The 23,328-nt window shown below is 59.1% G+C and carries 18 protein-coding genes; 17 read left to right on the top strand and 1 reads right to left on the bottom strand.

Annotated elements, in window-relative coordinates; genetic code table 11:
* The first annotated feature begins 282 nt into the window (after positions 1-282).
* Both rlmKL and IEX85_RS09505 read left to right on the top strand, forming a co-directional pair.
* Positions 283-2,415 (top strand): bifunctional 23S rRNA (guanine(2069)-N(7))-methyltransferase RlmK/23S rRNA (guanine(2445)-N(2))-methyltransferase RlmL, encoded by a 2,133-nt coding sequence (gene rlmKL / locus IEX85_RS09510; RefSeq protein ID WP_188860350.1) that lies wholly within the window; start codon positions 283-285, stop codon positions 2,413-2,415.
* A gap of 473 nt (positions 2,416-2,888) precedes the next feature.
* A complete protein-coding gene (locus IEX85_RS09505) occupies positions 2,889-4,097 on the top strand; it encodes an ammonium transporter (protein ID WP_188860349.1) in 1,209 nt (402 codons plus the stop codon).
* Between the two features lie 360 nt (positions 4,098-4,457).
* Here the strand turns inward: IEX85_RS09505 and gltA are convergent, their stop codons facing one another.
* A complete protein-coding gene (gene gltA / locus IEX85_RS09500; protein ID WP_188860348.1) occupies positions 4,458-5,735 on the bottom strand; it encodes a citrate synthase in 1,278 nt (425 codons plus the stop codon).
* Between the two features lie 427 nt (positions 5,736-6,162).
* On the opposite strand from gltA, the gene sdhC reads away from it, so the two are divergent.
* The 15 genes from sdhC (at position 6,163) to IEX85_RS09425 (ending at position 23,154) form a co-directional block, all read left to right on the top strand.
* Positions 6,163-6,540 carry a succinate dehydrogenase, cytochrome b556 subunit gene (gene sdhC / locus IEX85_RS09495; RefSeq protein ID WP_188860347.1) on the top strand — a complete coding sequence of 126 codons (378 nt, stop codon included), beginning with the start codon at positions 6,163-6,165 and terminating at the stop codon, positions 6,538-6,540.
* Positions 6,534-6,881 (top strand): succinate dehydrogenase, hydrophobic membrane anchor protein, encoded by a 348-nt coding sequence (gene sdhD, locus IEX85_RS09490; protein ID WP_188860346.1) that lies wholly within the window; start codon positions 6,534-6,536, stop codon positions 6,879-6,881. Before sdhC ends, sdhD begins: the two co-directional genes overlap by 7 nt.
* A 3-nt stretch (positions 6,882-6,884) precedes the next feature.
* A complete protein-coding gene (gene sdhA / locus IEX85_RS09485; protein ID WP_188860345.1) occupies positions 6,885-8,657 on the top strand; it encodes a succinate dehydrogenase flavoprotein subunit in 1,773 nt (590 codons plus the stop codon).
* Between the two features lie 12 nt (positions 8,658-8,669).
* The gene (locus IEX85_RS09480) at positions 8,670-9,374 is read left to right on the top strand and encodes a succinate dehydrogenase iron-sulfur subunit (RefSeq protein ID WP_188860344.1); all 705 of its coding nucleotides are present in this window, start codon (positions 8,670-8,672) and stop codon (positions 9,372-9,374) included.
* 663 nt (positions 9,375-10,037) lie between these two features.
* Positions 10,038-12,869, top strand: coding sequence for a 2-oxoglutarate dehydrogenase E1 component (locus IEX85_RS09475; RefSeq protein WP_188860343.1), 2,832 nt, complete (start codon positions 10,038-10,040; stop codon positions 12,867-12,869).
* 52 nt (positions 12,870-12,921) lie between these two features.
* Entirely contained in the window at positions 12,922-14,139 is a 1,218-nt protein-coding gene (odhB, locus tag IEX85_RS09470; RefSeq protein WP_188860342.1) for a 2-oxoglutarate dehydrogenase complex dihydrolipoyllysine-residue succinyltransferase, read from the top strand.
* Between the two features lie 50 nt (positions 14,140-14,189).
* Positions 14,190-15,629 (top strand): dihydrolipoyl dehydrogenase, encoded by a 1,440-nt coding sequence (lpdA, locus tag IEX85_RS09465; protein ID WP_188860341.1) that lies wholly within the window; start codon positions 14,190-14,192, stop codon positions 15,627-15,629.
* A 143-nt stretch (positions 15,630-15,772) separates the two neighbouring features.
* Positions 15,773-16,939 (top strand): ADP-forming succinate--CoA ligase subunit beta, encoded by a 1,167-nt coding sequence (sucC, locus tag IEX85_RS09460; RefSeq protein ID WP_188860340.1) that lies wholly within the window; start codon positions 15,773-15,775, stop codon positions 16,937-16,939.
* On the top strand, positions 16,939-17,820 hold the full coding sequence (gene sucD, locus IEX85_RS09455) for a succinate--CoA ligase subunit alpha (RefSeq protein WP_188860339.1): 882 nt from the start codon (positions 16,939-16,941) through the stop codon (positions 17,818-17,820). The genes sucC and sucD overlap by 1 nt, the downstream gene beginning before the upstream one ends.
* Before the next feature lie 984 nt (positions 17,821-18,804).
* The gene (locus tag IEX85_RS09450) at positions 18,805-19,287 is read left to right on the top strand and encodes a P-loop NTPase family protein (protein WP_188860338.1); all 483 of its coding nucleotides are present in this window, start codon (positions 18,805-18,807) and stop codon (positions 19,285-19,287) included.
* Between the two features lie 1,050 nt (positions 19,288-20,337).
* Complete coding sequence (locus IEX85_RS09445; RefSeq protein WP_188860337.1) at positions 20,338-20,988, top strand: sulfotransferase family protein; 651 nt, start codon at positions 20,338-20,340, stop codon at positions 20,986-20,988.
* Between the two features lie 316 nt (positions 20,989-21,304).
* The gene (locus IEX85_RS09440) at positions 21,305-21,664 is read left to right on the top strand and encodes a hypothetical protein (RefSeq protein ID WP_188860336.1); all 360 of its coding nucleotides are present in this window, start codon (positions 21,305-21,307) and stop codon (positions 21,662-21,664) included.
* A gap of 101 nt (positions 21,665-21,765) precedes the next feature.
* Positions 21,766-22,095: a hypothetical protein gene (locus IEX85_RS09435; protein ID WP_188860335.1), complete on the top strand. Its 330-nt coding sequence runs from the start codon at positions 21,766-21,768 to the stop codon at positions 22,093-22,095.
* Between the two features lie 75 nt (positions 22,096-22,170).
* Positions 22,171-22,584: a hypothetical protein gene (locus IEX85_RS09430; protein WP_188860334.1), complete on the top strand. Its 414-nt coding sequence runs from the start codon at positions 22,171-22,173 to the stop codon at positions 22,582-22,584.
* Between the two features lie 159 nt (positions 22,585-22,743).
* Positions 22,744-23,154, top strand: coding sequence for a GIY-YIG nuclease family protein (locus IEX85_RS09425; protein WP_188860333.1), 411 nt, complete (start codon positions 22,744-22,746; stop codon positions 23,152-23,154).
* The last annotated feature ends 174 nt before the right edge of the window (positions 23,155-23,328 follow it).

The raw sequence follows: 23,328 nt of genomic DNA, 5'->3' as shown, positions 1-23,328 counted from the left end.
CCCCCGAAGCCGTGGACTGCCTTTCGGCAACCACAGTCTTCATTGATATCGGAAATCGGGCGCGCTTACGATCCAAAAAAGCTATTGACTGCCGGGCTGCCATAGAGCTTTCGGTTATAAGAAACAGAAAGCGCTATTTAATCAAAGGCTTATAACGGTGTCGCAAGCAGCAGGCGGTGGCTGAAAAGTTTTCATTAAAAAACAGTTACCTTTGAATGAAACTATTGTTAAAGGCCGGCGCCCGCGCAGCGGCGGTCTGACGTCAACTCAAGAGCGAAACGGATGAATCTGTTTGTAACCTGCCCGAAGGGCATCGAAGGCCTGCTTCGGGAGGAATTGTCGGCGCTGGGCGTCGCGGTGACCAAGGAAACGCCGGCTGGGGTGTCGGTCGAAGGCGGCCTGGAGGATGCCTATCGCATCTGCCTCTGGTCGCGGCTGGCGAACCGGGTGCTGCTGCCGCTGGCGGAGGCCGATGTCGACAGTGCCGACGACCTCTATCGGGCGGTGCAGCAGGTCGACTGGCTGGAGCACCTGCGTCCGGCGGGCACGCTGATGGTGGACTTCACCGGCCGCTCGAGCAAAATCGTCAACACCCACTTCGGTGCGCAGCGCGTCAAGGACGCCATCGTCGACCAGGTGCGGGAAAAGACCGGCAGCCGGCCGGCAGTCGACCGGCGTCAGCCCGACCTGCGCATCAGCGTGCACTTGGGCCGGGGCAAACTCAGCGTCGCGCTGGACCTGTCGGGCGAAAGCCTGCACCGGCGCGGCTATCGCAAGCAGGCGGGGCTGGCGCCGATGAAGGAGAACCTGGCGGCAGCGGTACTGTACCGGGCCGGCTGGCCGCAGCTGGCGCAGAGCCATCCGCAGCTGCTCGATCCCATGTGCGGCTCCGGCACGCTGCTGATAGAGGCGGTACTGATGGCGGCCGACATCGCCCCGGGGCTGCTGCGTCAGCGCTTCGGCTTCAGCCGCTGGCTCGGTCACGACAAGTCGATCTGGAAACCGCTGCTGCAGGAGGCCGGGGAGCGGCGTGAAAGGGGACTCGAGGCGTTGCAGGTGAAGTTCTTCGGCCGCGATCGCGATCCGGAAGTGTTGCAGCGGGCGCAGGACAATGCCGCACGCGCGGGTATCGGAGAGCTGATCGACTGGCGCGAGCAGGATATGGTGGAGCTGTCGCCGCCGCTCGAGGGTCCGGGGCTGCTGGTGACCAACCCTCCGTACGCCGAGCGTATCGGCGAGCACTCCGAGCTGATGTTCATGTATCGCCAGATGGGCGAGCGGCTCAAGCGCAGCTTCGGCGGCTGGCAGGTGGCGGTGTTCAGCGGCAATCCGGATCAGTGTCGCGCCATCGGTCTCAAGGCAGATCGTCAGTACAAGCTGTACAACGGCGCCATCGAGTGTCGCCTGTTCCTCTACACCCTTTATGCCGAGCGCGACCGTCCGCTGCCGGAGGAGGGCGTTGTCCAGCTGAACGAGCAGGCGCAGATGTTCGCCAACCGGCTCAAGAAGAACATCAAGGCGCTGTCGAAGTGGGTGCGGCGCGAAGGTATCGAGTGCTATCGCCTGTACGATGCCGATATGCCGGAGTACGCGGTGGCGGTGGACCGTTACGGCGACTGGGTGCAGGTGCAGGAATACGCGCCGCCGCGCTCGGTCGATCCGCTGAAGGCCTTCGACCGGCTGCAGGACGCGGTCGCGGCGGTGTCGCAGGTGCTGGAAGTGCCGCCGGAGCGGGTGGTGCTCAAGCAGCGCAAGCGCCAGCAGGGCAGCAGTCAGTACGAGCGCCAGGGGCAGAGCGACTACTTCTTCGAGGTGCAGGAACACGGCTGCCGGCTGCGTGTGAACCTGCACGACTATCTCGATACCGGCCTGTTTCTGGATCACCGCCCGGTGCGGCGCATGATACAGGCGCAGGCCTCGGGCAAGGACGTGCTGAATCTGTTCTGCTACACCGGCGCCGCGACAGTGCACGCGGCGGTAGGCGGCGCCGCCTCCACCACCAGTGTCGACATGTCTGCGACCTATCTGGCCTGGGCGATGAAGAACATGTCGCTGAACGGCTTTGGCGGCGGGCCGCATCACTTTATCCAGGCAGACTGCACGCGCTGGCTGCAGGAGCGACACCCGCAGCGCTATGACCTGATTTTCATGGATCCGCCGACCTTCTCCAACTCCAAGCGCATGGCGGATGTGCTGGATATTCAGCGCGACCACGTTGCTCTGGTGCGAGGGGCCATGGCGCGGCTGCGCCCCGGCGGCCTGCTGATCTTTTCCAATAATTACCGTCGCTTCAGTCTCGATTACGAGGCCCTGGCCGAGTTCGATATTCGCGATATCACCGCCCAAACCCTGGACCCGGACTTCAAGCGCAGCAGCGGTATTCACGTCTGCTTCGAGATTCGCCACCGCGGTTGAGCGGGTGCGCCCACGTTTTGACCTGGCTGGCAAACAGGTTCCCTGCCTGTTTGCCAGTCCCCCGCAACAGCGGGCGCAAGTGCATGGATGTGCGGGCTTCTGTGGAGCTCGCATTGTCCTGCGGTCAATGCTCAAGCACCTCTGCTTCATGTAGTCGCCCGCCGGCTGGATAACGCCGGCGGTCGTTCTGCTTCCCTCCTCAGGCACTGCCAGTTGCGGCTGTGCCTCAATAAATGGCACGGATTCTGCACTAACTTGGGGTCTTAGTGGCTGGTGTGCGCCAAACAGGTGCTGTGACTGTTGCAGTATCGAGCGCCGAAGCCAGTATCACGTTGGTGTTCCGGACCGATCGGGCCTGTCTTGAATCGGGGCGGCTTCGCTTGTGCGTACTGGCCAAAAATGCACCAGAATGAAACTCTGAATAATAAAATGCACTGTTAGTGTGCAGTAAGAGCCATTGAAGGAGAGGGTCTGTGGAAGCAGTCAACAGCGCAGTGGAAACTCTGGTACAGAGTTCGAATACGCTATTTATATTGCTGGGTGCGATCATGGTCTTTGCCATGCACGCGGGTTTTGCCTTTCTCGAGGTCGGTACCGTCCGGCACAAGAATCAGGTCAATGCCCTGGTCAAGATCATGACCGACTTCGGTTTCTCGGCGGTGGCCTATTTCTTCGTCGGCTACTGGATCGCCTACGGCATCACCTTTTTCGACGATGCCGCGACGCTCGCGGCCAACAACGGCTACGCGCTGGTGAAGTTCTTCTTCCTGATGACCTTTGCCGCGGCCATTCCGGCGATCATCTCCGGCGGCATCGCCGAGCGCGCGCGCTTCTGGCCGATGCTTAGCGCCTCGGCACTCTGCGTGGCGCTGGTATACCCGTTTTTCGAAGGCTTGATCTGGAACGGCAATTTCGGCTTCCAGTCCTGGCTGGAGTCGAGTTTCGGCGCCGGTTTTCACGATTTTGCCGGTTCCGTCGTGGTGCACGGTGTCGGCGGCTGGATCGCGCTGGTGGCGGTTCTGCTGCTCGGCAACCGCAACGGTCGCTATCGCGGTGACCGGTTGGTGGCTTTTCCGCCGTCGAACATTCCGTTTCTGGCCCTGGGCGCCTGGGTGCTCTGTATCGGCTGGTTCGGCTTCAACGTCATGTCGGCGCAGACACTGGACGGCATTTCCGGTCTGGTCGCGGTCAACAGCCTGATGGCGATGGTGGGGGGGATCGTTGTCGCGCTGGTTCTGGGCCGTAACGACCCCGGCTTTATCCATAACGGTCCGCTGGCCGGGCTGGTCGCCGTCTGCGCGGGCTCCGATGTGCTGCACCCGATCGGTGCATTGGCGGTAGGCGGTATCGCCGGCGCCATTTTCGTCTGGCTGTTCACGCTGATGCAGAATCGCTGGAAGATCGACGATGTGCTGGGTGTCTGGCCGTTGCACGGCGTCTGTGGTGCCTGGGGCGGTATCGCCGCCGGTATCTTCGGCAGCGAGGCGCTCGGCGGTCTCGGCGGCGTCAGCCTGACCTCGCAGCTGATCGGCACCCTGGCGGGGATTCTGGTGGCGTTGATTGGCGGTCTGGTCGTGTACGGCGGTATCAAGGTGCTGGCCGGCCTGCGCCTGAGCCAGGAAGAGGAATTCAACGGCGCCGACCTCAGCATCCACCGCATCGAAGCCACCTCTATCGAGTAACTCGCGACGGGGCATTCGCGGCAGGTTGTTCGTCGCGGGGCAGTGCCCGTAAGTTTGGGTGCGCGACTACGAACGCCACCGGGCCCCGACACACCCGTAGGAGCGGCGCCCCGCCGCGAAGCTTGGCGCAGTTCGCGTAGGGCACCTTGAGCGCAGCGAAACGTGCCGTGCCATTCGGCGCAGTTCGCTTCGCGTAGGGTGCTGCTGAGCGCAGCGATGCGCACCATTCTCGACGGTTCGGTTCGGTTCGGTGCGCTTCGCTTACCGGCACCCTACACATTAACTTAACGACAGTGCGAGCAACAAAAAAGGGCGCCCGAGAGGGACGCCCTTTTTGTTGCCTGCGGTTCGTTGCCTGGCTTAAGCCGGATAATCGCGTTTCTGCGGACCGGTGTAGAGCTGGCGCGGACGGCCGATGCGGTTCGGGCTGCTGTGGAATTCGTTCCAGTGTGAGATCCAGCCGATGGTGCGCGACAGCGCGAAGATCACGGTGAACATGCTGGTCGGAATGCCGATGGCCTTGAGGATGATGCCGGAGTAGAAGTCGACGTTCGGGTACAGCTTGCGCTCGACGAAGTATTCGTCTTCCAGCGCGATCTGCTCCAGACGCTTGGCGATCTTCAGCAGCGGCTCGTCCTCGACGCCGAGCTCGGCCAGTACCTGGTCGCAGGTGGCCTTCATGACCTTGGCGCGCGGGTCGAAGTTGCGGTAGACGCGGTGGCCGAAGCCCATCAGGCGGAAGGGGTCTTCCGGATCCTTGGCGCGTTCGATGAACTCGGGGATGTTGGCTTCGTCGCCGATCTCCTCGAGCATGGTCAGTACCGCTTCGTTGGCGCCGCCGTGTGCCGGTCCCCAGAGGGCAGCAATGCCGGAGGAAATACAGGCGAAGGGGTTGGCACCGGAGGAGCCCGCCAGGCGTACCGTGGAGGTGGAGGCGTTCTGCTCGTGGTCGGCGTGCAGCAGGAAGATGCGGTCCATTGCCTTGGCCAGAACCGGGCTCGGCTTGTACTCTTCGCACGGGGTGCCGAACATCATGTGCAGGAAGTTCTCAGCGTAGCCCAGTTCGTTGCGCGGGTACATGAACGGCTGGCCGATCGAGTACTTGTAGCACATGGCTGCCAGGGTGGGCATTTTTGCGATCAGGCGGAAGGCGCAGACTTCACGATGGTGGGCATCGTTGATGTCCAGCGAGTCGTGGTAGAACGCGGACAGGGCGCCGACGCAGGCGACCATGATGGCCATCGGGTGAGCGTCGCGGCGGAAACCGTTGAAGAAGTGGCTCATCTGCTCGTGAACCATGGTGTGGTTCTTGACGATGCTGACGAACTTTTCCTTTTCTTCCGCGTTTGGCAGTTCGCCGTTGAGCAGCAGGTAGCAGGTCTCCAGGTAGTCGGAGTGCTCTGCCAGTTGTTCGATCGGGTAGCCCCCGTGCAGTAGGATGCCCTTTTCGCCGTCGATATAGGTGATTTTCGACTCGCAGGCAGCTGTGGAGACGAAGCCGGGATCGTACGTGAACAGGCCTTTGCCGGTCAGCGGGCGAACGTCGATCACGTCAGGGCCTTCAGTGCCGGAATAAACGGGTAGCTCGATAGCTTCATCCAGACCGTCGACTGTCAACCGTGCTTTCTTGTCAGCCATTAGCGGCTCCTATCTTTGTCGTAGGGATTGGCGCAACACGCTCGTGGCGTGTCGTAACTGTAATGTTTGGGCCCCAATTAGGACCCACCCAATATAGAGATTGGAGCAGGATTGTCAATTGGATGGAAGGCCCGTTCATTGCAGTGCAGCAAAGCGCTGTTATGTCAAATTCCGGTTAGATCCGTTTCTAGATCATTAGTCGTATAACGCGCAATTTTTGCGGGAAATCCTTTATTCTTGCGGTGTCTGGCCACTGGGCCTTGATTGTAATATGTAGACCAAGTGCTTATACTCTCGCACCGAAGTGGCGGGGGCTGCCGATGATTAATCGGCCGTTTTCGCAACTGCGACGACAGGGGTATTTACTCTCTGCGCACTTCCTAGCAACCCTGTCCTGCAATAGGACAGCAAAGTGTGAACAAGAGCCGTGAACAAAAAAAGACCTGTAAACCTAGATCTGCGAACTATAAAACAGCCCCTTCCGGCGATTTCGTCCATTTTGCATCGCATAACAGGTGTAGCGTTGTTCTTCGGCGCTATCTTTATGCTTTATGCATTGGGCCTGTCTCTGGAATCCGAGGCTGGATTTAACGAAGCAGTTGCCATGTTCGAAGGTAGCTTCTTTGCAAAGCTGATTGCCTGGGGACTGATCTCCGCGCTGGGCTACCACTGCCTGGCCGGTATCAAGCACCTGGTAATGGATGCGGGCTACTGTGAGGAACTGGAGACCGGTCGTTTGGCGGCGAAAGTGACTCTGATAGCCGGCGCTGTGGCAGTCCTTCTTGCGGGAGTATGGGTATGGTAACCAGTATCACTAGCTTTGGCCGTAGCGGTCTGTACGACTGGATGATTCAGCGGGTAACCGCTCTCGTTCTGGTTGCCTACACCGTCTTTATGGTCTGTTATCTCGCCTTCGGCGACGTGCCGACCTACGAACAGTGGAAAGGCCTGTTCGAAGGTACGGCGATGCGCATTTTCACCCTGCTGGCTCTGCTGTCGATGGCAGCGCACGCCTGGATCGGCCTCTGGTCCGTATCGACCGACTACATCAAGCCCACTGGCGCGCGTTTCGTGTTCCAGTCCGTTTGCGGTCTGCTGACCTTCATCTATGTCGTCTGGGGCATTCAGATTCTGTGGGGTATCTAATCAATGTCTAAACTGCGCACGCTTTCTTTCGACGCTATCGTGGTCGGTGGCGGCGGTGCCGGTATGCGCGCCGCGCTGCAGCTGGCCCAGTCCGGTTTGAACACCGCTTGCGTCACCAAGGTCTTCCCGACACGTTCACACACCGTGTCCGCTCAGGGCGGTATCACCTGCGCCATCGCCAGTGCCGATCCGAACGATGACTGGCGCTGGCACATGTACGATACCGTCAAGGGCTCCGATTACATCGGTGACCAGGACGCTATCGAGTACATGTGCTCGGTCGGTCCGCAGGCCGTGTTCGAGCTGGACCACATGGGTCTGCCGTTCTCCCGTACCGAAACCGGCCGCATCTACCAGCGCCCGTTCGGCGGTCAGTCCAAGAACTTCGGTGAGGGCGGTCAGGCTGCCCGTACCTGCGCCGCAGCCGACCGTACCGGTCACGCGCTGCTGCACACCCTGTATCAGGGCAACCTGAAAGCCGGTACCACCTTCCTCAACGAATGGTACGCCGTGGACCTGGTCAAGAACGCCCAGGGCGCCATCGTCGGCTGTATCGCCATCTGCATCGAGACCGGCGAGACCGTCTACATCAAGGCCAAGGCCACCGTACTGGCGACCGGCGGTGCCGGCCGTATCTACGCGTCCACCACTAACGCCCTGATCAACACCGGCGACGGCATGGGCATGGCCATGCGTGCCGGCGTTCCGGCTCAGGACATGGAAATGTGGCAGTTCCACCCGACCGGCATCGCCGGCGCCGGCGTTCTCGTGACCGAGGGCTGCCGTGGCGAGGGTGGCTACCTGGTCAACAAGGACGGCGAGCGCTTCATGGAGCGTTACGCGCCGAACGCCAAGGACCTTGCCGGTCGTGACGTCGTCGCACGCTCCATGATTCTCGAGATCCTCGATGGCCGCGGCTGCGGTCCGGAAGGCGATCACGTCTTCCTGAAGCTCGACCACCTGGGCGAGGAAGTGCTGCACTCCCGTCTGCCGGGTATCTGCGAGCTGGCGAAGACCTTCGCCGCCACGGACCCGGTCAAGGAGCCGATCCCGGTCGTACCGACCTGTCACTACATGATGGGTGGTGTCGCCACCAACATCGGCGGTCAGGCTATCGGCCTGGATGCCCAGGGCAACGACCAGATCATCGACGGCCTGTTCGCCTGCGGCGAGGTTGCCTGCGTATCCGTACACGGCGCCAACCGTCTGGGTGGCAACTCGCTGCTCGACCTGGTGGTATTCGGCCGCGCCGCCGGTCTGCACATCGAGAAGCAGCTCAAGGAAGGCTACGAGTGCCAGGACGCGACCGAGTCCGACCTCGATGCCGCCATGGCGCGTCTCAACCGCCTCAACGACAGCACCGGTGGCGAGCGGGTTTCCGAGGTGCGCAAGGAGCTGCAGAGCACCATGCAGCTGTACTTCGGCGTATTCCGTGACGGCGAAAGCATGCAGAAGGGTCTGGGTCTGCTCAAGGAACTGCGCGGCAAGATCGAAAATCTGCACCTGGAAGACAAGTCCAAGGCGTTCAACACTGCCCGTATCGAAGCGCTGGAGCTGGAGAACCTCATGGAGGTTGCCGAAGCCACCGCTATCGCGGCCGAGGTGCGCAAGGAGTCCCGCGGTGCTCACGCCCGTAACGACTTCACCGAGCGTGACGACGAAAACTGGCTGTGCCACTCCCTGTTCATTCCGGGAGAGAAGCGCATCACCAAGCGTGCGGTCAACTTCGCACCGAAGACGGTCGATGCCTTCCCGCCGAAAATTCGTACCTACTAAGGGGCCGTTACGATGCTGGTAAGTGTATATCGCTACAATCCCGAAACCGACGACGCCCCGTACATGCAGGATATCCACATCGATATCCCGGGCGGCAAGGACATCATGGTGCTGGACCTGCTCCAGCTGCTGAAGGACAAGGATCCGTCGCTGGGCTACCGTCGCTCCTGCCGCGAAGGCGTGTGCGGTTCCGACGGCATGAACATGAACGGCACCAACGGCCTGGCCTGCATCACCCCGCTGTCGGCGGTGGTCGAGAAGGACAAGCTGGTGCTGCGCCCGCTGCCGGGCCTGCCGGTCATCCGTGACCTGGTGGTCGACATGACCCAGTTCTACAAGCAGTACGAGAAGATCAAGCCGTACCTGATCAACGACACGCCGGCGCCGGCTATCGAGCGACTGCAGTCGCCGGAAGACCGCGCCGAGCTCGACGGTCTGTACGAGTGTATTCTCTGCGCCTGCTGTTCGACTGCCTGCCCGTCGTTCTGGTGGAACCCGGACAAGTTCGTCGGCCCGTCCGGCCTGCTGCAGGCCTACCGCTTCCTGGCGGACAGCCGCGACACCGCGACCCGCGAACGTCTGGCGGAACTCGACGACCCGTTCAGCGTCTTCCGCTGCCACGGCATCATGAACTGCGTCAATGTCTGTCCCAAGGGGCTCAACCCCACCAAGGCGATCGGCAAGATCCGCAACATGCTGCTCTCGCAGGCGACCTGACGGCGAAACAGAAAACGGCACCTTCGGTGCCGTTTTTTTATGTACAGGATGTACAGTATGCCGCGGGCGCAGGGATGCGCAGGAGAGGTGCTGCACAGGGATGTGCTTATCCTTCGAGCGCATGGATGCGCACGACTGCAGGGATGCAGGAGTTAGCGCGAAGCAGGATGCCAGAGCCGAGGAGCAGGGTTATGTACAGGATGTACGGCGTCATTCCCGCGAACGCGGGAACCCATGAGCGCGGCACTTTTCGCTACGCTCCAGGTGCCCTGCGTCGAGGCAGGGGACAGGTTGGCGCGGAATGTCGAGGCAGGAGAGGGAAGCCGGCAGGGTTGCCGGCGGCGGTAAGGTCTCAGCTGTAACGCGTCATGCGTAACCTGGCCCTTATAGCTGCGTAACCTGACCCTTATAGATGAGCTCATCTAATCAATAGGGCGAATTTTTTACATCGAAAACACGCCTGATTTTGTTACGGACGGAACGAAGGACTGTGTAAAGCCCGTGACAAAAGGCGTACAATGTGGCCCGCGTTTGCGTGCTTTGTCCGTGAAGTGCGTGGCCACACAAAACGGTAACAAAGAGAGGACACCCAGCGGGTGTTACGAAAGGAATTGGTGCATCCTTTCGTGCTGGTTAACCTCTTGAGCCAGGGTGATCAATAGAATGCAAGAAGGCGTAATGGAGCAGTTATGGAAGAACGCCCACCTATACGGGGGGAATCTTTCATACGTTGAACAACTTTACGAAACTTACCTCATGGATCCGAATGCCGTTCCCGAGGAATGGCGCGACGAATTCGACCGGCTGCCCAAGGTCGGTGAACAGATATCCCAGGATATCCCCCACTCCACGATCCGTGAACACTTCCGCTATCTCTCCAAGAACCAGAACCGCTCCCGTCCGGTAGAAGTCTCCAGCGTCTCGTCCGAGCACGAGAAAAAGCAGGTGCTCGTGCTCCGCATGATCAACGCCTATCGCGTGCGTGGACATCAGGTCGCCGACATCGACCCGCTGAATCTGCTCAAGCGCGAGCCGGTACCTGACCTGGACCTGCGTTTCCACGGTCTCTCCGAGGCCGACAACGACACGGTGTTCCAGCTGGGCTCGCTGTTCTTCGGACCGGAAGAGGCACCGCTGAAAGAGATCGTCGAGGATCTCAAGCAGACTTACTGCAGCACCGTCGGTGCCGAATATATGCACATCGTCGACACCCAGGAAAAGCGCTGGCTCCAGTCGCGCCTGGAGCCGGTGCGCTGCCATCCGGTACTGGGCGCCGAGGAACGCAGTCACATCCTCGAACGTCTGACCGCGGCCGAAGGTCTGGAGAAATACCTGGGATCCCGCTATGCCGGCGCCAAGCGCTTCGGCCTCGAGGGCGGCGAGTCCCTGATTCCGCTGATGGACGAACTGATCCAGCGCGCCGGTCGCGACGGTGCCAGGGAAGTGGTCATCGGCATGGCGCACCGCGGCCGCCTGAACGTGCTGGTCAACATCTTCGGCAAGAATCCCGCCGAGCTGTTCGGCGAGTTCGAGGGCAAGAAACTGATCGAGTCCTCCGGTGACGTCAAATATCACCAGGGCTTCTCGTCCAACGTCATGACCGCCGGCGGCGAAGTCCACCTGGCGATGGCGTTCAACCCGTCTCACCTGGAAATCGTTTCGCCGGTGGTCGAGGGCTCGGTACGCGCCCGCCAGGACCGCCGCGAAGACCCGGTCGGCAGCACCGTCGTACCGGTCTCCATCCACGGCGACGCCGCCTTCGCGGGGCAGGGCGTGGTGATGGAAACCTTCCAGATGTCCCAGACCCGGGCTTACAAGACCGGCGGCACCATCCACATCGTGATCAACAACCAGGTAGGCTTCACGACTTCCCGCAAGGAAGACTCGCGTTCCTCCGAGTACTGCACCGATGTGGCGAAAATGGTTCAGGCGCCGATCCTGCACGTCAACGGGGACGATCCCGAAGCGGTTCGTTTCGTGACCCAGGTCGCGCTGGACTACCGCAACGAGTTCAAGAAAGACGTCGTTATCGACCTGGTGTGTTACCGTCGCCGGGGCCATAACGAAGCCGACGAACCGTCCGGCACCCAGCCGCTGATGTACGCCCAGATCAAGAAACAGAAGTCCACCCGCGAGCTCTACGCCAAGCGCCTGGTCGAGGCATCGGTCATCACCGAAGCCCAGAGCAAGGAGATGGAGAAAGAGTACCGTGCGGCGCTGGAAAGCGGCGAGCACGTTGCCAAGTCGCTGGTGCGCGAGCCCAACACCGAACTGTTCGTCGACTGGCGCCCGTACCTGGGCCACGAGTGGTCGTTCGAGTGCGATACCGGTGTCGATCTCAAGCTGCTGCAGGAGCTGGCGGTCAAGGTCAACGAGGTGCCTGAAGGTTTCGCCGTTCAGCGCCAGGTGCAGAAGATCTACGAAGACCGTCGCCGCATGGCCGCCGGCGCCATGGAGGTCAACTGGGGCTTCGCCGAAACCATGGCCTACGCCACGCTGCTGGCCGAAGGCTACCCGGTGCGTCTGACCGGTCAGGACGTCGGCCGCGGCACCTTCTCCCACCGTCACGCGGTGCTGCACGACCAGAAAACCGCTCGCTGCTACGTGCCGCTGCAGAATCTGGCAGACGATCAGCCGCGCATGACCATCTTCGACTCCTACCTCTCGGAAGAGGCGGTACTGGCGTTCGAATACGGCTATGCCACCACCATCCCGAATGCGCTGGTGATCTGGGAAGCCCAGTTCGGCGATTTCGCCAACGGCGCCCAGGTGGTGATCGACCAGTTCATTACCAGCGGCGAGCAGAAGTGGGGCCGTCTGTGCGGCCTGACCATGCTGCTGCCGCACGGCTTCGAAGGCCAGGGCCCGGAGCACTCCTCCGCCCGTCTCGAACGCTTCCTGCAGCTCTGCGCCGAGCACAACATCCAGGTCTGCACGCCGACCACCCCGGCCCAGATCTTCCACCTGCTGCGCCGTCAGGTGGCCCGCCCGCTGCGTAAGCCGCTGGTGGTGATGTCGCCGAAGAGTCTGCTGCGTCACAAGCAGGCGACCTCGACCCTCGAGGAACTGGCGCAGGGTTCGTTCCAGCCGGTCATCCCGGAAGTCGATCAGCTCGATCCGGGCAAGGTCAATCGCCTGGTGCTCTGTGGCGGCAAGGTCTACTACGACCTGTACAACCGTCGCGCCGAGCTCGGCCTGGAAAATGTCGCCATCGTGCGCATCGAGCAGCTGTACCCCTTCCCGGAGGCGATCCTCGAAGAGACCATCGCCCAGTACACCAACCTCGAATCCGTGGTCTGGTGTCAGGAAGAGCCGATGAACCAGGGTGCCTGGTACTGCAGCCAGCACCATATGCGCAACGTGCTGCACCGCCATAACCCGGCGCTGCACCTGCACGGCATCGGACGTCCGCACGCAGCGGCGCCGGCGGTCGGTTACATCTCGGTACACCTCGAGCAGCAAGAAGCGCTGGTCAACGAAGCACTCAACGGTTAATGACGAGGCCGTATCGCGGGATACGGCCTTTGCGGAGCACAAAGGAAAACACATGTCCATCGAAATCAAAGCCCCGACTTTTCCGGAATCCGTCGCGGACGGTACTGTCACCACCTGGCACAAGCAGCCGGGCGAGGCCTGCGCCGCTGACGAGCTGATCGTGGATATCGAAACCGACAAGGTGGTGCTGGAAGTCGTCGCACCGGCCGACGGTGTCATCAAGGAAATCCTCAAGGGCGAGGGCGAAACCGTCCTCAGCGACGAGGTCATCGCGCACTTCGAGCAGGGCGCCGCCGGCACCGCAGCCGAAGCACCGGCTGCCAGCGCTGAAGCCGCACCGGCCGGCGACGCCGACAAGGTCGGCCCGGCCGCGCGCAAGCTGATCGAGGAAAACAACCTCGACGCCAGCAAGATCCCGGGCACCGGCAAGGGCGGTGGCATCACCAAGGAAGACGTGCAGAACTTCCTCAAGTCCGGCGCCCAGGCACCGGCTCCGGCGCCCGCCGCAGCCAAGGCCGCTCCGGCTCCGGCACCGGCGGCTGCCGCCGTCAACGTTCCGGCCGGCGAGCGCACCGAGAAGCGCGTGCCGATGACCCGTCTGCGCGCCACCATCGCCAAGCGTCTGGTCGAGGCGCAGCAGAACGCGGCGATGCTGACCACCTACAACGAAGTCAACATGAAGCCGGTCATGGAGCTGCGCAAGCAGTACAAGGACCTGTTCGAGAAGGTGCACGGCGGCACCCGCCTGGGGTTCATGTCCTTCTTCGTCAAGGCCGCGACCGAAGCGCTGAAGCGTTTCCCGGCGGTGAACGCCTCCATCGACGGCAACGACATGGTCTACCACGGCTACCAGGATATCGGCGTTGCCGTTTCCACCGACCGTGGTCTGATGGTGCCGGTACTGCGTGACACCGACGCCATGAGCCTGGCGGACGTCGAGTCCACCATCGCCGACTTCGGCAAGCGTGGCCGTGACGGCAAGCTGGGCATGGAAGACATGCAGGGCGGCACCTTCACCATAACCAACGGCGGTGTGTTCGGCTCGCTGATGTCGACGCCGATCCTGAACCCGCCGCAGACCGCCATTCTCGGTATGCACAAAATCCAGGAACGCCCGATGGCGGTCAACGGCGAGGTGGTGATCCTGCCGATGATGTACCTCGCCCTGTCATACGACCATCGTATGATCGATGGCAAAGAGGCTGTACAGTTCCTGGTCACCATCAAGGAGTTGCTGGAAGATCCGGCCCGTATGCTCCTGGATGTGTAATAAAGCAGCCCACTGCAATTCGACGAGTGCATTAAAGGATAGGAAAATCGATGTCTGACAAATTTGACGTGATAGTGATTGGTGCCGGCCCCGGCGGCTACGTGGCGGCGATTCGTGCTGCGCAGCTGGGTCTGAAAACCGCCTGTGTCGAGAAGTGGGTAGACGGCAAGGGCGCGCCGGTACTGGGCGGCACCTGCCTCAACGTGGGCTGCATCCCCTCCAAGGCGCTGCTGGAGTCCACTCACAAGTTCCACGACATGAAAGCCCACGCCAAGGATCACGGCATCGCTGCGGCTGACGTCCAGATGGACGTCAAGAAGATGGTCGCCCGCAAGGACACCATCGTCAAAAACCTGACCGGCGGCATCGGCGGTCTGTTCAAGGCCAACGGCGTGACCCTGCTGCAGGGCGCCGGCAAGCTGCTGTCCGGCAAGCAGGTCGAAGTGACCGCTGCCGACGGTTCCGTCAGCGTCCACGCCGCCGAGAACGTCATCCTGGCGTCCGGCTCCGTGCCGGTCGAAATCCCGCCGGCGCCGCTGACCGAAGGCCTGATCCTGGACAACGCCGGTGCGCTGAACATCGACGAGACGCCGAAGCGTCTGGGCGTCATCGGCGCCGGCGTCATCGGCCTCGAGATGGGCTCCGTCTGGGCGCGTCTGGGCTCCGAAGTCACCGTGCTCGAAGCCATGGACAGCTTCCTGGCCCTGGCCGACCAGGACGTCGCCAAGGAAGCCGCCAAGCTGTTCAAGAAGCAGAACCTGGACATCCGTCTGGGCGCCCGCGTCACCGGCACCGAAGTGATCGACGGCAAGGAAGTGAAGGTCCAGTTTAGCGATTCCGAAGGCGAGAAAGAAATCGTCGTCGACAAGCTGATCGTGGCCGTTGGCCGTCGTCCGCTGACCAACGGCCTGCTGGCCGGCGACAGCGGCGTCGAGCTGGACGAGCGCGGCTTCATCAAGGTCGACGAGCAGTGCCGCACCGACATGCCGGGCGTATTCGCCATCGGCGACTCGGTACGCGGCCCGATGCTGGCGCACAAGGCCTCGGAAGAGGGCATCATGGTTGCCGACATCATCGCCGGCCACAAGGCCCAGGTGAACTACGATGTGGTGCCGAACATCATCTACACCCATCCGGAACTGGCCTGGGTCGGCAAGACCGAGCAGGAACTGAAGAACGCCGGCGTCAAGTACAAGACCGGCAAGTTCCCGTTCGCGGCCTCCGGTCGTGCCATGGCGTCCAACGACACCGACGGCTTCGTCAAGGTCATTGCCGATGAAGAAACCGATCGCATCCTGGGTGTGCACATGGTCGGCGGCATCGCCTCCGAGCTGATCGCCCAGGGCGTCATCGCGATGGAGTTCTGCTCCAGCGCCGAAGACCTGCAGATGACCATGTTCGCGCACCCGACCGTCAGTGAAGCCGTGCACGAAGCGGCGCTCGCGGTCGACAACCACGCGATCCACATTGCCAACCGTAAAAAAAGGTAAGCCGGCGATCCCGGCTTTCGGGTGACCGGGCACAGATCCGGTCACCCACATTAGACGCTTGTCGAATTACAGCGTCACAAGGCTTTCTGTATGCTCGCTAATCGGGCACAGAATCCAACATTGATGAGACAACGGACAAGAGCATGAACCTTCACGAGTACCAGGGCAAACAGCTGTTTGCCGCCTATGGTCTGCCGGTATCCAAGGGATTCGCGGTAGATACTCCGGAAGAAGCTGCTGAAGCGGCGAAGAAGATCGGCGGAAGCCAGTGGGTCGTCAAGGCCCAGGTTCACGCCGGCGGCCGCGGCAAGGCGGGTGGCGTCAAGCTGATCTCCTCTCCGGACGAAGCCAAGGCTTTCGCCGAGCAGTGGCTGGGCAAGAACCTGGTGACCTACCAGACAGACGAGAACGGTCAGCCGGTTTCCAAGATCCTGGTTGAGACCTGCACCGATATCGCTCAGGAACTGTACCTGGGCGCGGTCGTCGATCGCTCTTCCCGTCGTATCGTGTTCATGGCGTCCACCGAAGGTGGCGTCGAGATCGAGAAGGTTGCCGAAGAGACTCCGGAAAAAATCCTCAAGGCCACCATCGACCCGCTGACCGGCGCACAGCCGTACCAGGGCCGCGAGCTGGCGTTCCAGCTGGGCCTGCAGGGCGACCAGATCAAGCAGTTCGTCAACATCTTCCTCGGCCTTGCCAAGATGTTCGAAGAGAAGGACCTGGCGCTGCTGGAAATCAACCCGCTGGTCATCACCGACGCCGGCAACCTGCACTGCCTGGACGCCAAGGTGGTACTGGATAGCAACGCCCTGTACCGTCACAAGGATCTGCAGGAAATGCACGATCCGTCCCAGGACGACGCCCGTGAAGCCCGGGCGGCCGAGTGGGACCTGAACTACGTCGCGCTGGACGGCAACATCGGCTGCATGGTCAACGGCGCAGGCCTGGCCATGGGCACCATGGACATCGTCAAGCTGCACGGCGGCCAGCCGGCCAACTTCCTCGACGTAGGCGGTGGCGCGACCAAAGAGCGCGTCACCGAAGCGTTCAAGATCATCCTCTCCGATTCTGCCGTCAAGGCCGTTTTCGTCAACATCTTCGGCGGCATCGTTCGCTGCGACCTGATCGCCGACGGCATCATCGGTGCCGTTAAGGAAGTTGGCGTCGACGTACCGGTCGTGGTGCGTCTGGAAGGCAACAACGCAGAGCTGGGTGCTCAGCGTCTGGCCGAATCCGGCCTGGATATCATTGCAGCTAAGAGCCTGACCGACGGCGCCCAGCAGGCAGTCAAGGCAGCGGAGGGTAAATAATGTCGATTCTGATCAACAAAGACACCAAGGTTATCTGCCAGGGTTTCACCGGTGGTCAGGGTACCTTCCACTCCGAACAGGCGATCGCGTACGGCACCAAGATGGTCGGCGGTGTCACGCCGGGCAAGGGCGGTACCGAGCACCTGGGCCTGCCGGTGTTCAACACCGTCAAGGAAGCCGTGGAAGCCACCGGCGCGGAAGCGTCCGTGATCTACGTTCCGGCTCCGTTCTGCAAGGACTCCATCCTGGAAGCCGCCAACGCCGGCATCAAGCTGATCGTCTGCATCACCGAGCACATCCCGGTGATGGACATGCTGCAGTGCAAGGTGAAGTGCGACGAGCTGGGCGTGCGCCTGATCGGCCCGAACTGCCCGGGCGTCATCACTCCGGGCGAGTGCAAGATCGGCATCATGCCGGGTCACATCCACCTGCCGGGCAAGGTCGGTATCGTATCCCGTTCCGGTACCCTGACCTACGAAGCGGTCAAGCAGACCACCGACGCCGGCTTCGGCCAGTCCACCTGCGTCGGCATCGGCGGCGACCCGATCCCGGGCTCCAACTTCATCGACATCCTGGAGATGTTCGAGAAGGACCCGCAGACCGAAGCCATCGTCATGATCGGTGAAATCGGCGGCTCCGCCGAGGAAGAAGCGGCTGCCTACATCAAGGCCAACGTCACCAAGCCGGTCGTCTCCTACATCGCAGGCGTCACCGCTCCGGCTGGCAAGCGCATGGGTCACGCAGGCGCGATCATCTCCGGCGGTAAAGGCACCGCTGCCGAGAAATTCGCAGCCCTGGAAGACGCAGGCGTCAAGACCGTCCGCTCCCTGGCCGACATCGGCAAGGCACTGGCCGAACTGACCGGCTGGGAAGTGAAGTAATATCGCCCGATTTTTTTCGGGTAATCGAAAAGGCAGCCTCGGCTGCCTTTTTTCGTTGTTGGGGGTTACGTTGTGACGGGTGACGGGTGACGCGTAGGCGTGAGGGGAGGGGCTGTTGCTCTTGTGGGAGCGCCGTCCCCGGGGCGAATGTGGCCTGCACGTTGCTGATATAAAACTCAATCGCCCCTCGGCTGCTGATCGAACGCACGAACCGGAGGGTGGATGAAGGCGCAATTGCAACGATCTTTACGTTTACCGCAGACCCAAACCACGCCGTAACCCGCAACGCCAATCGCATGCCTGATCGATACCGCTGTCCCGTAGGAGCCCGGTCTCCGGGCGAATTCGGCGGGCACGTAGGTGGATACAAACCACCCTCCGACCCTATGCCGATGATCGAATGCACGAAGGGGAGGGTGGTGGAGGCGCAATGCCACCGACCTTCACGATCTACGCGGGCTCAGATGCGCCGCAACCCGCAATATCGATCGTATTGCAGATCGATTGGTTTCCGTCCACAGAGTGCTAACCGGATCGCTTCTTTTTCGCCTCTTGGCGACTTACATTTCTTTTGCGTGAAAGGAAAAATAAGCAAAGGCTCTCTACAACAAGACGACGCCCTAAGATGCCGGCCTTCGGCTTCATTGTGCGCTGGTAGCCTTTTCCGGGCACAGCTCACGGCACGTCCCTGTGCCGGATCTGAGGCTCGGCATCCATGCCTCGCCTCTGTCGGGCCCGCTGGCTAGCCTGTTCAAAATAAGACTGCCAGTGCTCGTCGGCATCCAACGGGACCCGGGTGGCTGTTTAAGCGCTCTGGAAATGCTACGGACGGCTTTGTGGCAAGCCTTCAGAGGATCCGTGATCCTGACTGCGAGCGAGCCCGCCCCGATATTCCCAAACCCTCTGCTATCCTTTCCGGGGCTTTTCTACGGCCTTGAATATTCTGCCGGCCCAACCGAACCCAAAATAACAAAACGGGTATCCATGAAACTCATCATTCTCGGCAACGCCGGTTCCGGCAAGACCACCTACACCCGCCGGTTGCTCGCCCGCCATCCCGCGGCGCGCCTGTCCCTGGACGAGGTCGCGTTCGACGGCGGTATCGAGCGGCGCCCGCTGCACGACAGCGTCGCGGACGTGCGGCGGTTTATTGCGGCAAACGGGCACGGGATCATCGAAGGCTGCTACGCGGATATTCTCGAACCGGTGCTGCCGCTGTGCGACGAGCTGGTATTCCTCAACCCCGGTGTCGAAACCTGCGTCGCTCACTGCCGCGCTCGCCCCTGGGAACCCGAGAAATTCGCCTCCAGTGCGGCGCAGGATGAGCATCTCGAAAATCTCATCAACTGGGTAAGTACCTACGAAACGCGCGATGACGAATACGGCCTTCGCGCACACCGCCGGCTCTTCGACGCCTTCGAGGGACACAAACGGGAATTCAATGACCCGACCGAATACGCGGTGTAATCACTGTCATCGCTGATCGAACGCACGGACTGAAATGCGCCGCAACCCGCAATATCGATCGTATTGCAGATCGATTGGTTTCCGTCCACAGAGTGCTAACCGGATCGCTTCTTTTTCGCCTCTCGGCGACTTACTTTTCTTTTGCGTGAAAAGAAAAGTAAGCAAAGGCTCTCTACAACAAGACGACGCCCTAAGATCCCGGCCTTCGGCTTCACTGCGCGCTGGAAGTCTTTTCCGGGCGCAGCTCACGGCACGTCCCTGTGCCGGATCTGCGGCTCGGCATCCATGCCTCGCCCCTGACGGGCCTCTTCGAAAAAGACTCCCAGTGCTCGTCGGCGACTAAAGGGATCCCGGTGCCGGCTTATATGCTCTGGAAGTGTTTCGGACACTGATGATAAATACCTAACGCCTTACCCCTCACGCCTAACCGCTTCCATTCATCCCCCATAAAGGTTTACCCCGCAGCCAATCGCCGTTACTCTTTCCGGCAGCGGCTATCGTGCAAGGAATGCATCCCCCACCAAGGACCGGAACCGCAGTGTCGACCTGATGTTTGTCGAACATAAAGCTGCCCGTCGTTCTTTCCGTCCTTTTCGTCCATCGGCCCTGACAGGGCAGGGCGGGCGCCTTCTTTGCCTCCATAGTCATTCCTGAACGCTATCCTTTGTTATCGGCTTTCCGCAGGACCGCACGGATGGGCGGTAGCGTGCCTGGTTCCGGTGATCGGGTGCAGACACCGGTCCGGATTCCTGTAGGAGCCCGCTCCGCGGGCGAAGCGAAAGCCCGTTTCACGCACTACGCTCAATCTTGGCGCCGGGCTTTCCGCCTGTAGGTCGCGGCATGCCAGATAAATGCGTTGCAGCCTTAATCAAGCGCTTTGGTCAAATACGACCTTAACAGGATGTTGAAAAGCGTTTTCGAGGCCGTCGAGGCAAGGAAAAAACAGGCGAAAACGCGCAGTTTAGTACACTAAATGAGCATTTTGAGCCTGTTCTTGACGCAGCATTCGGCAACGCAGATAGGTTTTCAAGAACCTGTTAGGAGATAACAATGACACTAAAGGTGATAGGTGCAGGTTTCGGACGTACGGGAACCATGAGCATGAAGGCCGCACTGGAGCAGCTGGGCCTGGGCCCCTGCTACCATATGGTCGAGTGCCTGCCGCGAGGGCCCGAGCACTGGCAGAAGTGGACCGATGCGGCCAAGGGTCATCCCGACTGGGACTCGATCTTCGACGGCTTCGCGTCCACCGTCGACTTTCCGGCCAGCACCAGCTACAAGGCGCTCGCGGACTACTACCCCGATGCCAAGGTCGTCCTGACCGTCCGCGATCCCGAGCGCTGGTTCGAGTCCACCCAGGAAACGATCTTTGCGCCCCATTGGATCGAGTACCTAAGGACCGTCGAGATGGGCGAGTTCATCCAGGCGACCATCAACGATTACCTTCAGGACCGAATGCACGATAAGGAGCACCTGATCCGCCGCTTCAACGAGCATATTGCGGAAGTGCGGGCATCCATTCCGGCATCGAGGCTGCTGGTGTTTGAGGTGAAGGACGGCTGGGGGCCTCTTTGTGAGTTCCTGGAGATGCCTGTGCCTGATACGGATTTTCCGCAGGTAAACGATACGGAAGCGACCAAGGGTATTATCAATAAGATTATTGAAAATGGGGCCGAGGCGGTGTTTGGGTATAGTGGGTGAATAAGTAAAAAGGCTTAGTGATTTGTTTGCCATTTCTGTCTCTTGTGACGGTGAAGGGATACTTCGCCATCTTCAACACCTCGTCCGTGAAATGTTCAGAAGAATCTATACTTATAGCCTTTGGTTGGGACGGCGTCGAGGTAAAGTACCTTCTAATACGCATTCGAATTCGGGGCTGGTTTGTTTTTCTAATTATAGTCAATACGTTACATATCGCTAACGTTTAGCGTAAGTGACGTAAAAGGTATACCTTCTAATAATTATTATGAGGCCGAAGGCCTCATTAACAGACTGTTAGAAATTATGGATTAATCATATGTCTGACACTAGAAATTTGGCACTGAATTGGCTCAAGAAGAATTATCCTGAAGACAGGCATGACTATATAAAATCATCGAAATACTTTTATGATTGTGATATATGGTATTTTACTTGTCCTATTAGCTATCTTGATGGCGATAAAGGTAGGACCATAGCCTTTTTGCTACAGAACAAGGATAAAGCTGAAGATTTCCACTATATCCGTGTGCCTCGTGCGTATCTAATTGAAAACAAAGACAAATTAGATATTAGACAAAACGGTCAGAAATTCGATCTTCGTATATCTGGAAAGTCAATAAATTGGTTTATGTGCGAACGTAGCAAAAACCTTTGCTTTAGGCAGTTTGAGAAGTGAGTTTCTAACAAAGCGTTCAAAACCGTTCGCTTTGCTCACTGGGACCTTAAAAGCTACGCTTTTTCGGCCCTTTAACGCCACGTTAGCGGTACAAGGAAGCTATGAAGCGATACCGAATTTTTTCGTTTGACTTCGATTCTCGAGCAAGCAGCTTAGAGCCCATACAAGAGCAATGGGAAGATAAAGTTAAAGAGTTGCATGCCCAAAATAGGGAAAATACCATCAAGGGACTTGCAGCCCAATTCGGTGAGCAAAACCTTGATATAAAAGTAAATAACTTTGTTGACCTCAAGTTCAAACCTTTTTCGGTGGCAGCCTTCCACAATAAGTTCCTAGAGCAAATCAGAAATTCTTATGTGGTAGGAAGCTACTATCCCGCATTAACTGGAGCGTGCGCTCTAGGAGAGCGGATATTAAATCATATGGTGTAACTTCTCCGCGACTACCATAAAGACGCACCTGAATATAAAAAGCTGTATCGCAAGCAATCGTTTGACTATTGGCCCTTGGCTATTGACGCATTAGAGTCTTGGGGAGAGTTGCTACCTGAAGCGGCAGATAAATTTAGAGATCTAAACGAAAAAAGAAATCATGCTATTCATTTCAACCCAGAAACAGATCATAACGACAAGGATCTTGCTCTCGAAGCTATTCATTTAATTCAAGATATAGTAAATATTCAGTTTGCAGCTTTCGGCACTCAACCATGGTACTTCTGCATTCCTGGTGAGATGTACATCAAAAAAGAGTGGGAAGAAAAGCCCCTTATAAAGCACATTTTCATTCCGAACTCATTGTTGGTTGCCCCCAAACATAGAGTTGAAAGCGTATTGCCTAAAATCGTTGTAAACGACCAATTCGAGTATGACGATAAAGAAATATCAGATGAAGAATACTATGAATTACGTCAAAACCGCTAACAAATCGTTCAACTTCAGCCAGCAAGCTGGCTCGGACCTCCAAAAGCCTGCGGCTTTTTTTGGCCCATTAACGCGGCGTTCAATTTCAATCAGCATCGATAGAGGGATGTTTTTAAATCCCATATGCTTTTAATGGCACATATATAGAGGTTTGATTTTATGGCTGGAAAGTCACCTAAAGGGCCGGGGTATATTTACATTCTTGTTAATAGCACAAACCCGAATGAAATTAAGATAGGGCTTTCGGTCAACCCTGTCGCAAGGGTAAAACAATTACACTCATCAGGTACCGCAATGCCCATGTACTTTCAATATGTGTGGCATGTGCCAAATATGAAGTTGGCAGAAGACGCGGCTCATGAAGTCATGAGAGGGCACCGAGTAAATCCCAGGCGTGAATTTTTCCACTTGGTTCCAGATAGCGCTGCATTAGACCTAGAAACGCCTCACCAACATTTTGGCGGTCATGATTTGGCTGACGTATATCTGCACGCACTTCGTGAGTTGATTGAAGAAGGCTGGGATTATCTCAATATTGACTACGTCAGAGTCACGAGTCTACCTGGATAGAATTAATGTGTAATAGGAAAAGCATTGGAAACTAACGTTTAATGATGTTTGGTTTTTATACAAATCGCAGAAATTTAACAAGCGCATCCATTGGGACTGGTTTTCCGCTGGCGCTCCAAACCAGCCCATTACGCGGACGTTATAGGTTTTTGATTTCAGAATGTTGCCCTAAGA

Source organism: Marinobacterium nitratireducens (genome assembly GCF_014645375.1).
GTDB classification, from domain to species: domain Bacteria; phylum Pseudomonadota; class Gammaproteobacteria; order Pseudomonadales; family Balneatricaceae; genus Marinobacterium_A; species Marinobacterium_A nitratireducens.
This window is presented reverse-complemented; position numbering and strand designations above follow the sequence as displayed.

Excerpts from the sequence above, each read along its gene's own strand:
- rlmKL (WP_188860350.1), top strand. The coding sequence starts at position 283 with ATGAATCTGTTTGTAACCTGCCCGAAGGGCATCGAAGGCCTGCTTCGG.
- gltA (WP_188860348.1), bottom strand. The coding sequence starts at position 5,735 with ATGGCTGACAAGAAAGCACGGTTGACAGTCGACGGTCTGGATGAAGCT.
- sdhD (WP_188860346.1), top strand. The coding sequence starts at position 6,534 with ATGGTAACCAGTATCACTAGCTTTGGCCGTAGCGGTCTGTACGACTGG.
- sdhA (WP_188860345.1), top strand. The coding sequence starts at position 6,885 with ATGTCTAAACTGCGCACGCTTTCTTTCGACGCTATCGTGGTCGGTGGC.
- IEX85_RS09480 (WP_188860344.1), top strand. The coding sequence starts at position 8,670 with ATGCTGGTAAGTGTATATCGCTACAATCCCGAAACCGACGACGCCCCG.
- IEX85_RS09475 (WP_188860343.1), top strand. The coding sequence starts at position 10,038 with ATGCAAGAAGGCGTAATGGAGCAGTTATGGAAGAACGCCCACCTATAC.
- odhB (WP_188860342.1), top strand. The coding sequence starts at position 12,922 with ATGTCCATCGAAATCAAAGCCCCGACTTTTCCGGAATCCGTCGCGGAC.
- lpdA (WP_188860341.1), top strand. The coding sequence starts at position 14,190 with ATGTCTGACAAATTTGACGTGATAGTGATTGGTGCCGGCCCCGGCGGC.
- sucC (WP_188860340.1), top strand. The coding sequence starts at position 15,773 with ATGAACCTTCACGAGTACCAGGGCAAACAGCTGTTTGCCGCCTATGGT.
- sucD (WP_188860339.1), top strand. The coding sequence starts at position 16,939 with ATGTCGATTCTGATCAACAAAGACACCAAGGTTATCTGCCAGGGTTTC.
- IEX85_RS09450 (WP_188860338.1), top strand. The coding sequence starts at position 18,805 with ATGAAACTCATCATTCTCGGCAACGCCGGTTCCGGCAAGACCACCTAC.
- IEX85_RS09445 (WP_188860337.1), top strand. The coding sequence starts at position 20,338 with ATGACACTAAAGGTGATAGGTGCAGGTTTCGGACGTACGGGAACCATG.
- IEX85_RS09440 (WP_188860336.1), top strand. The coding sequence starts at position 21,305 with ATGTCTGACACTAGAAATTTGGCACTGAATTGGCTCAAGAAGAATTAT.
- IEX85_RS09435 (WP_188860335.1), top strand. The coding sequence starts at position 21,766 with ATGAAGCGATACCGAATTTTTTCGTTTGACTTCGATTCTCGAGCAAGC.
- IEX85_RS09425 (WP_188860333.1), top strand. The coding sequence starts at position 22,744 with ATGGCTGGAAAGTCACCTAAAGGGCCGGGGTATATTTACATTCTTGTT.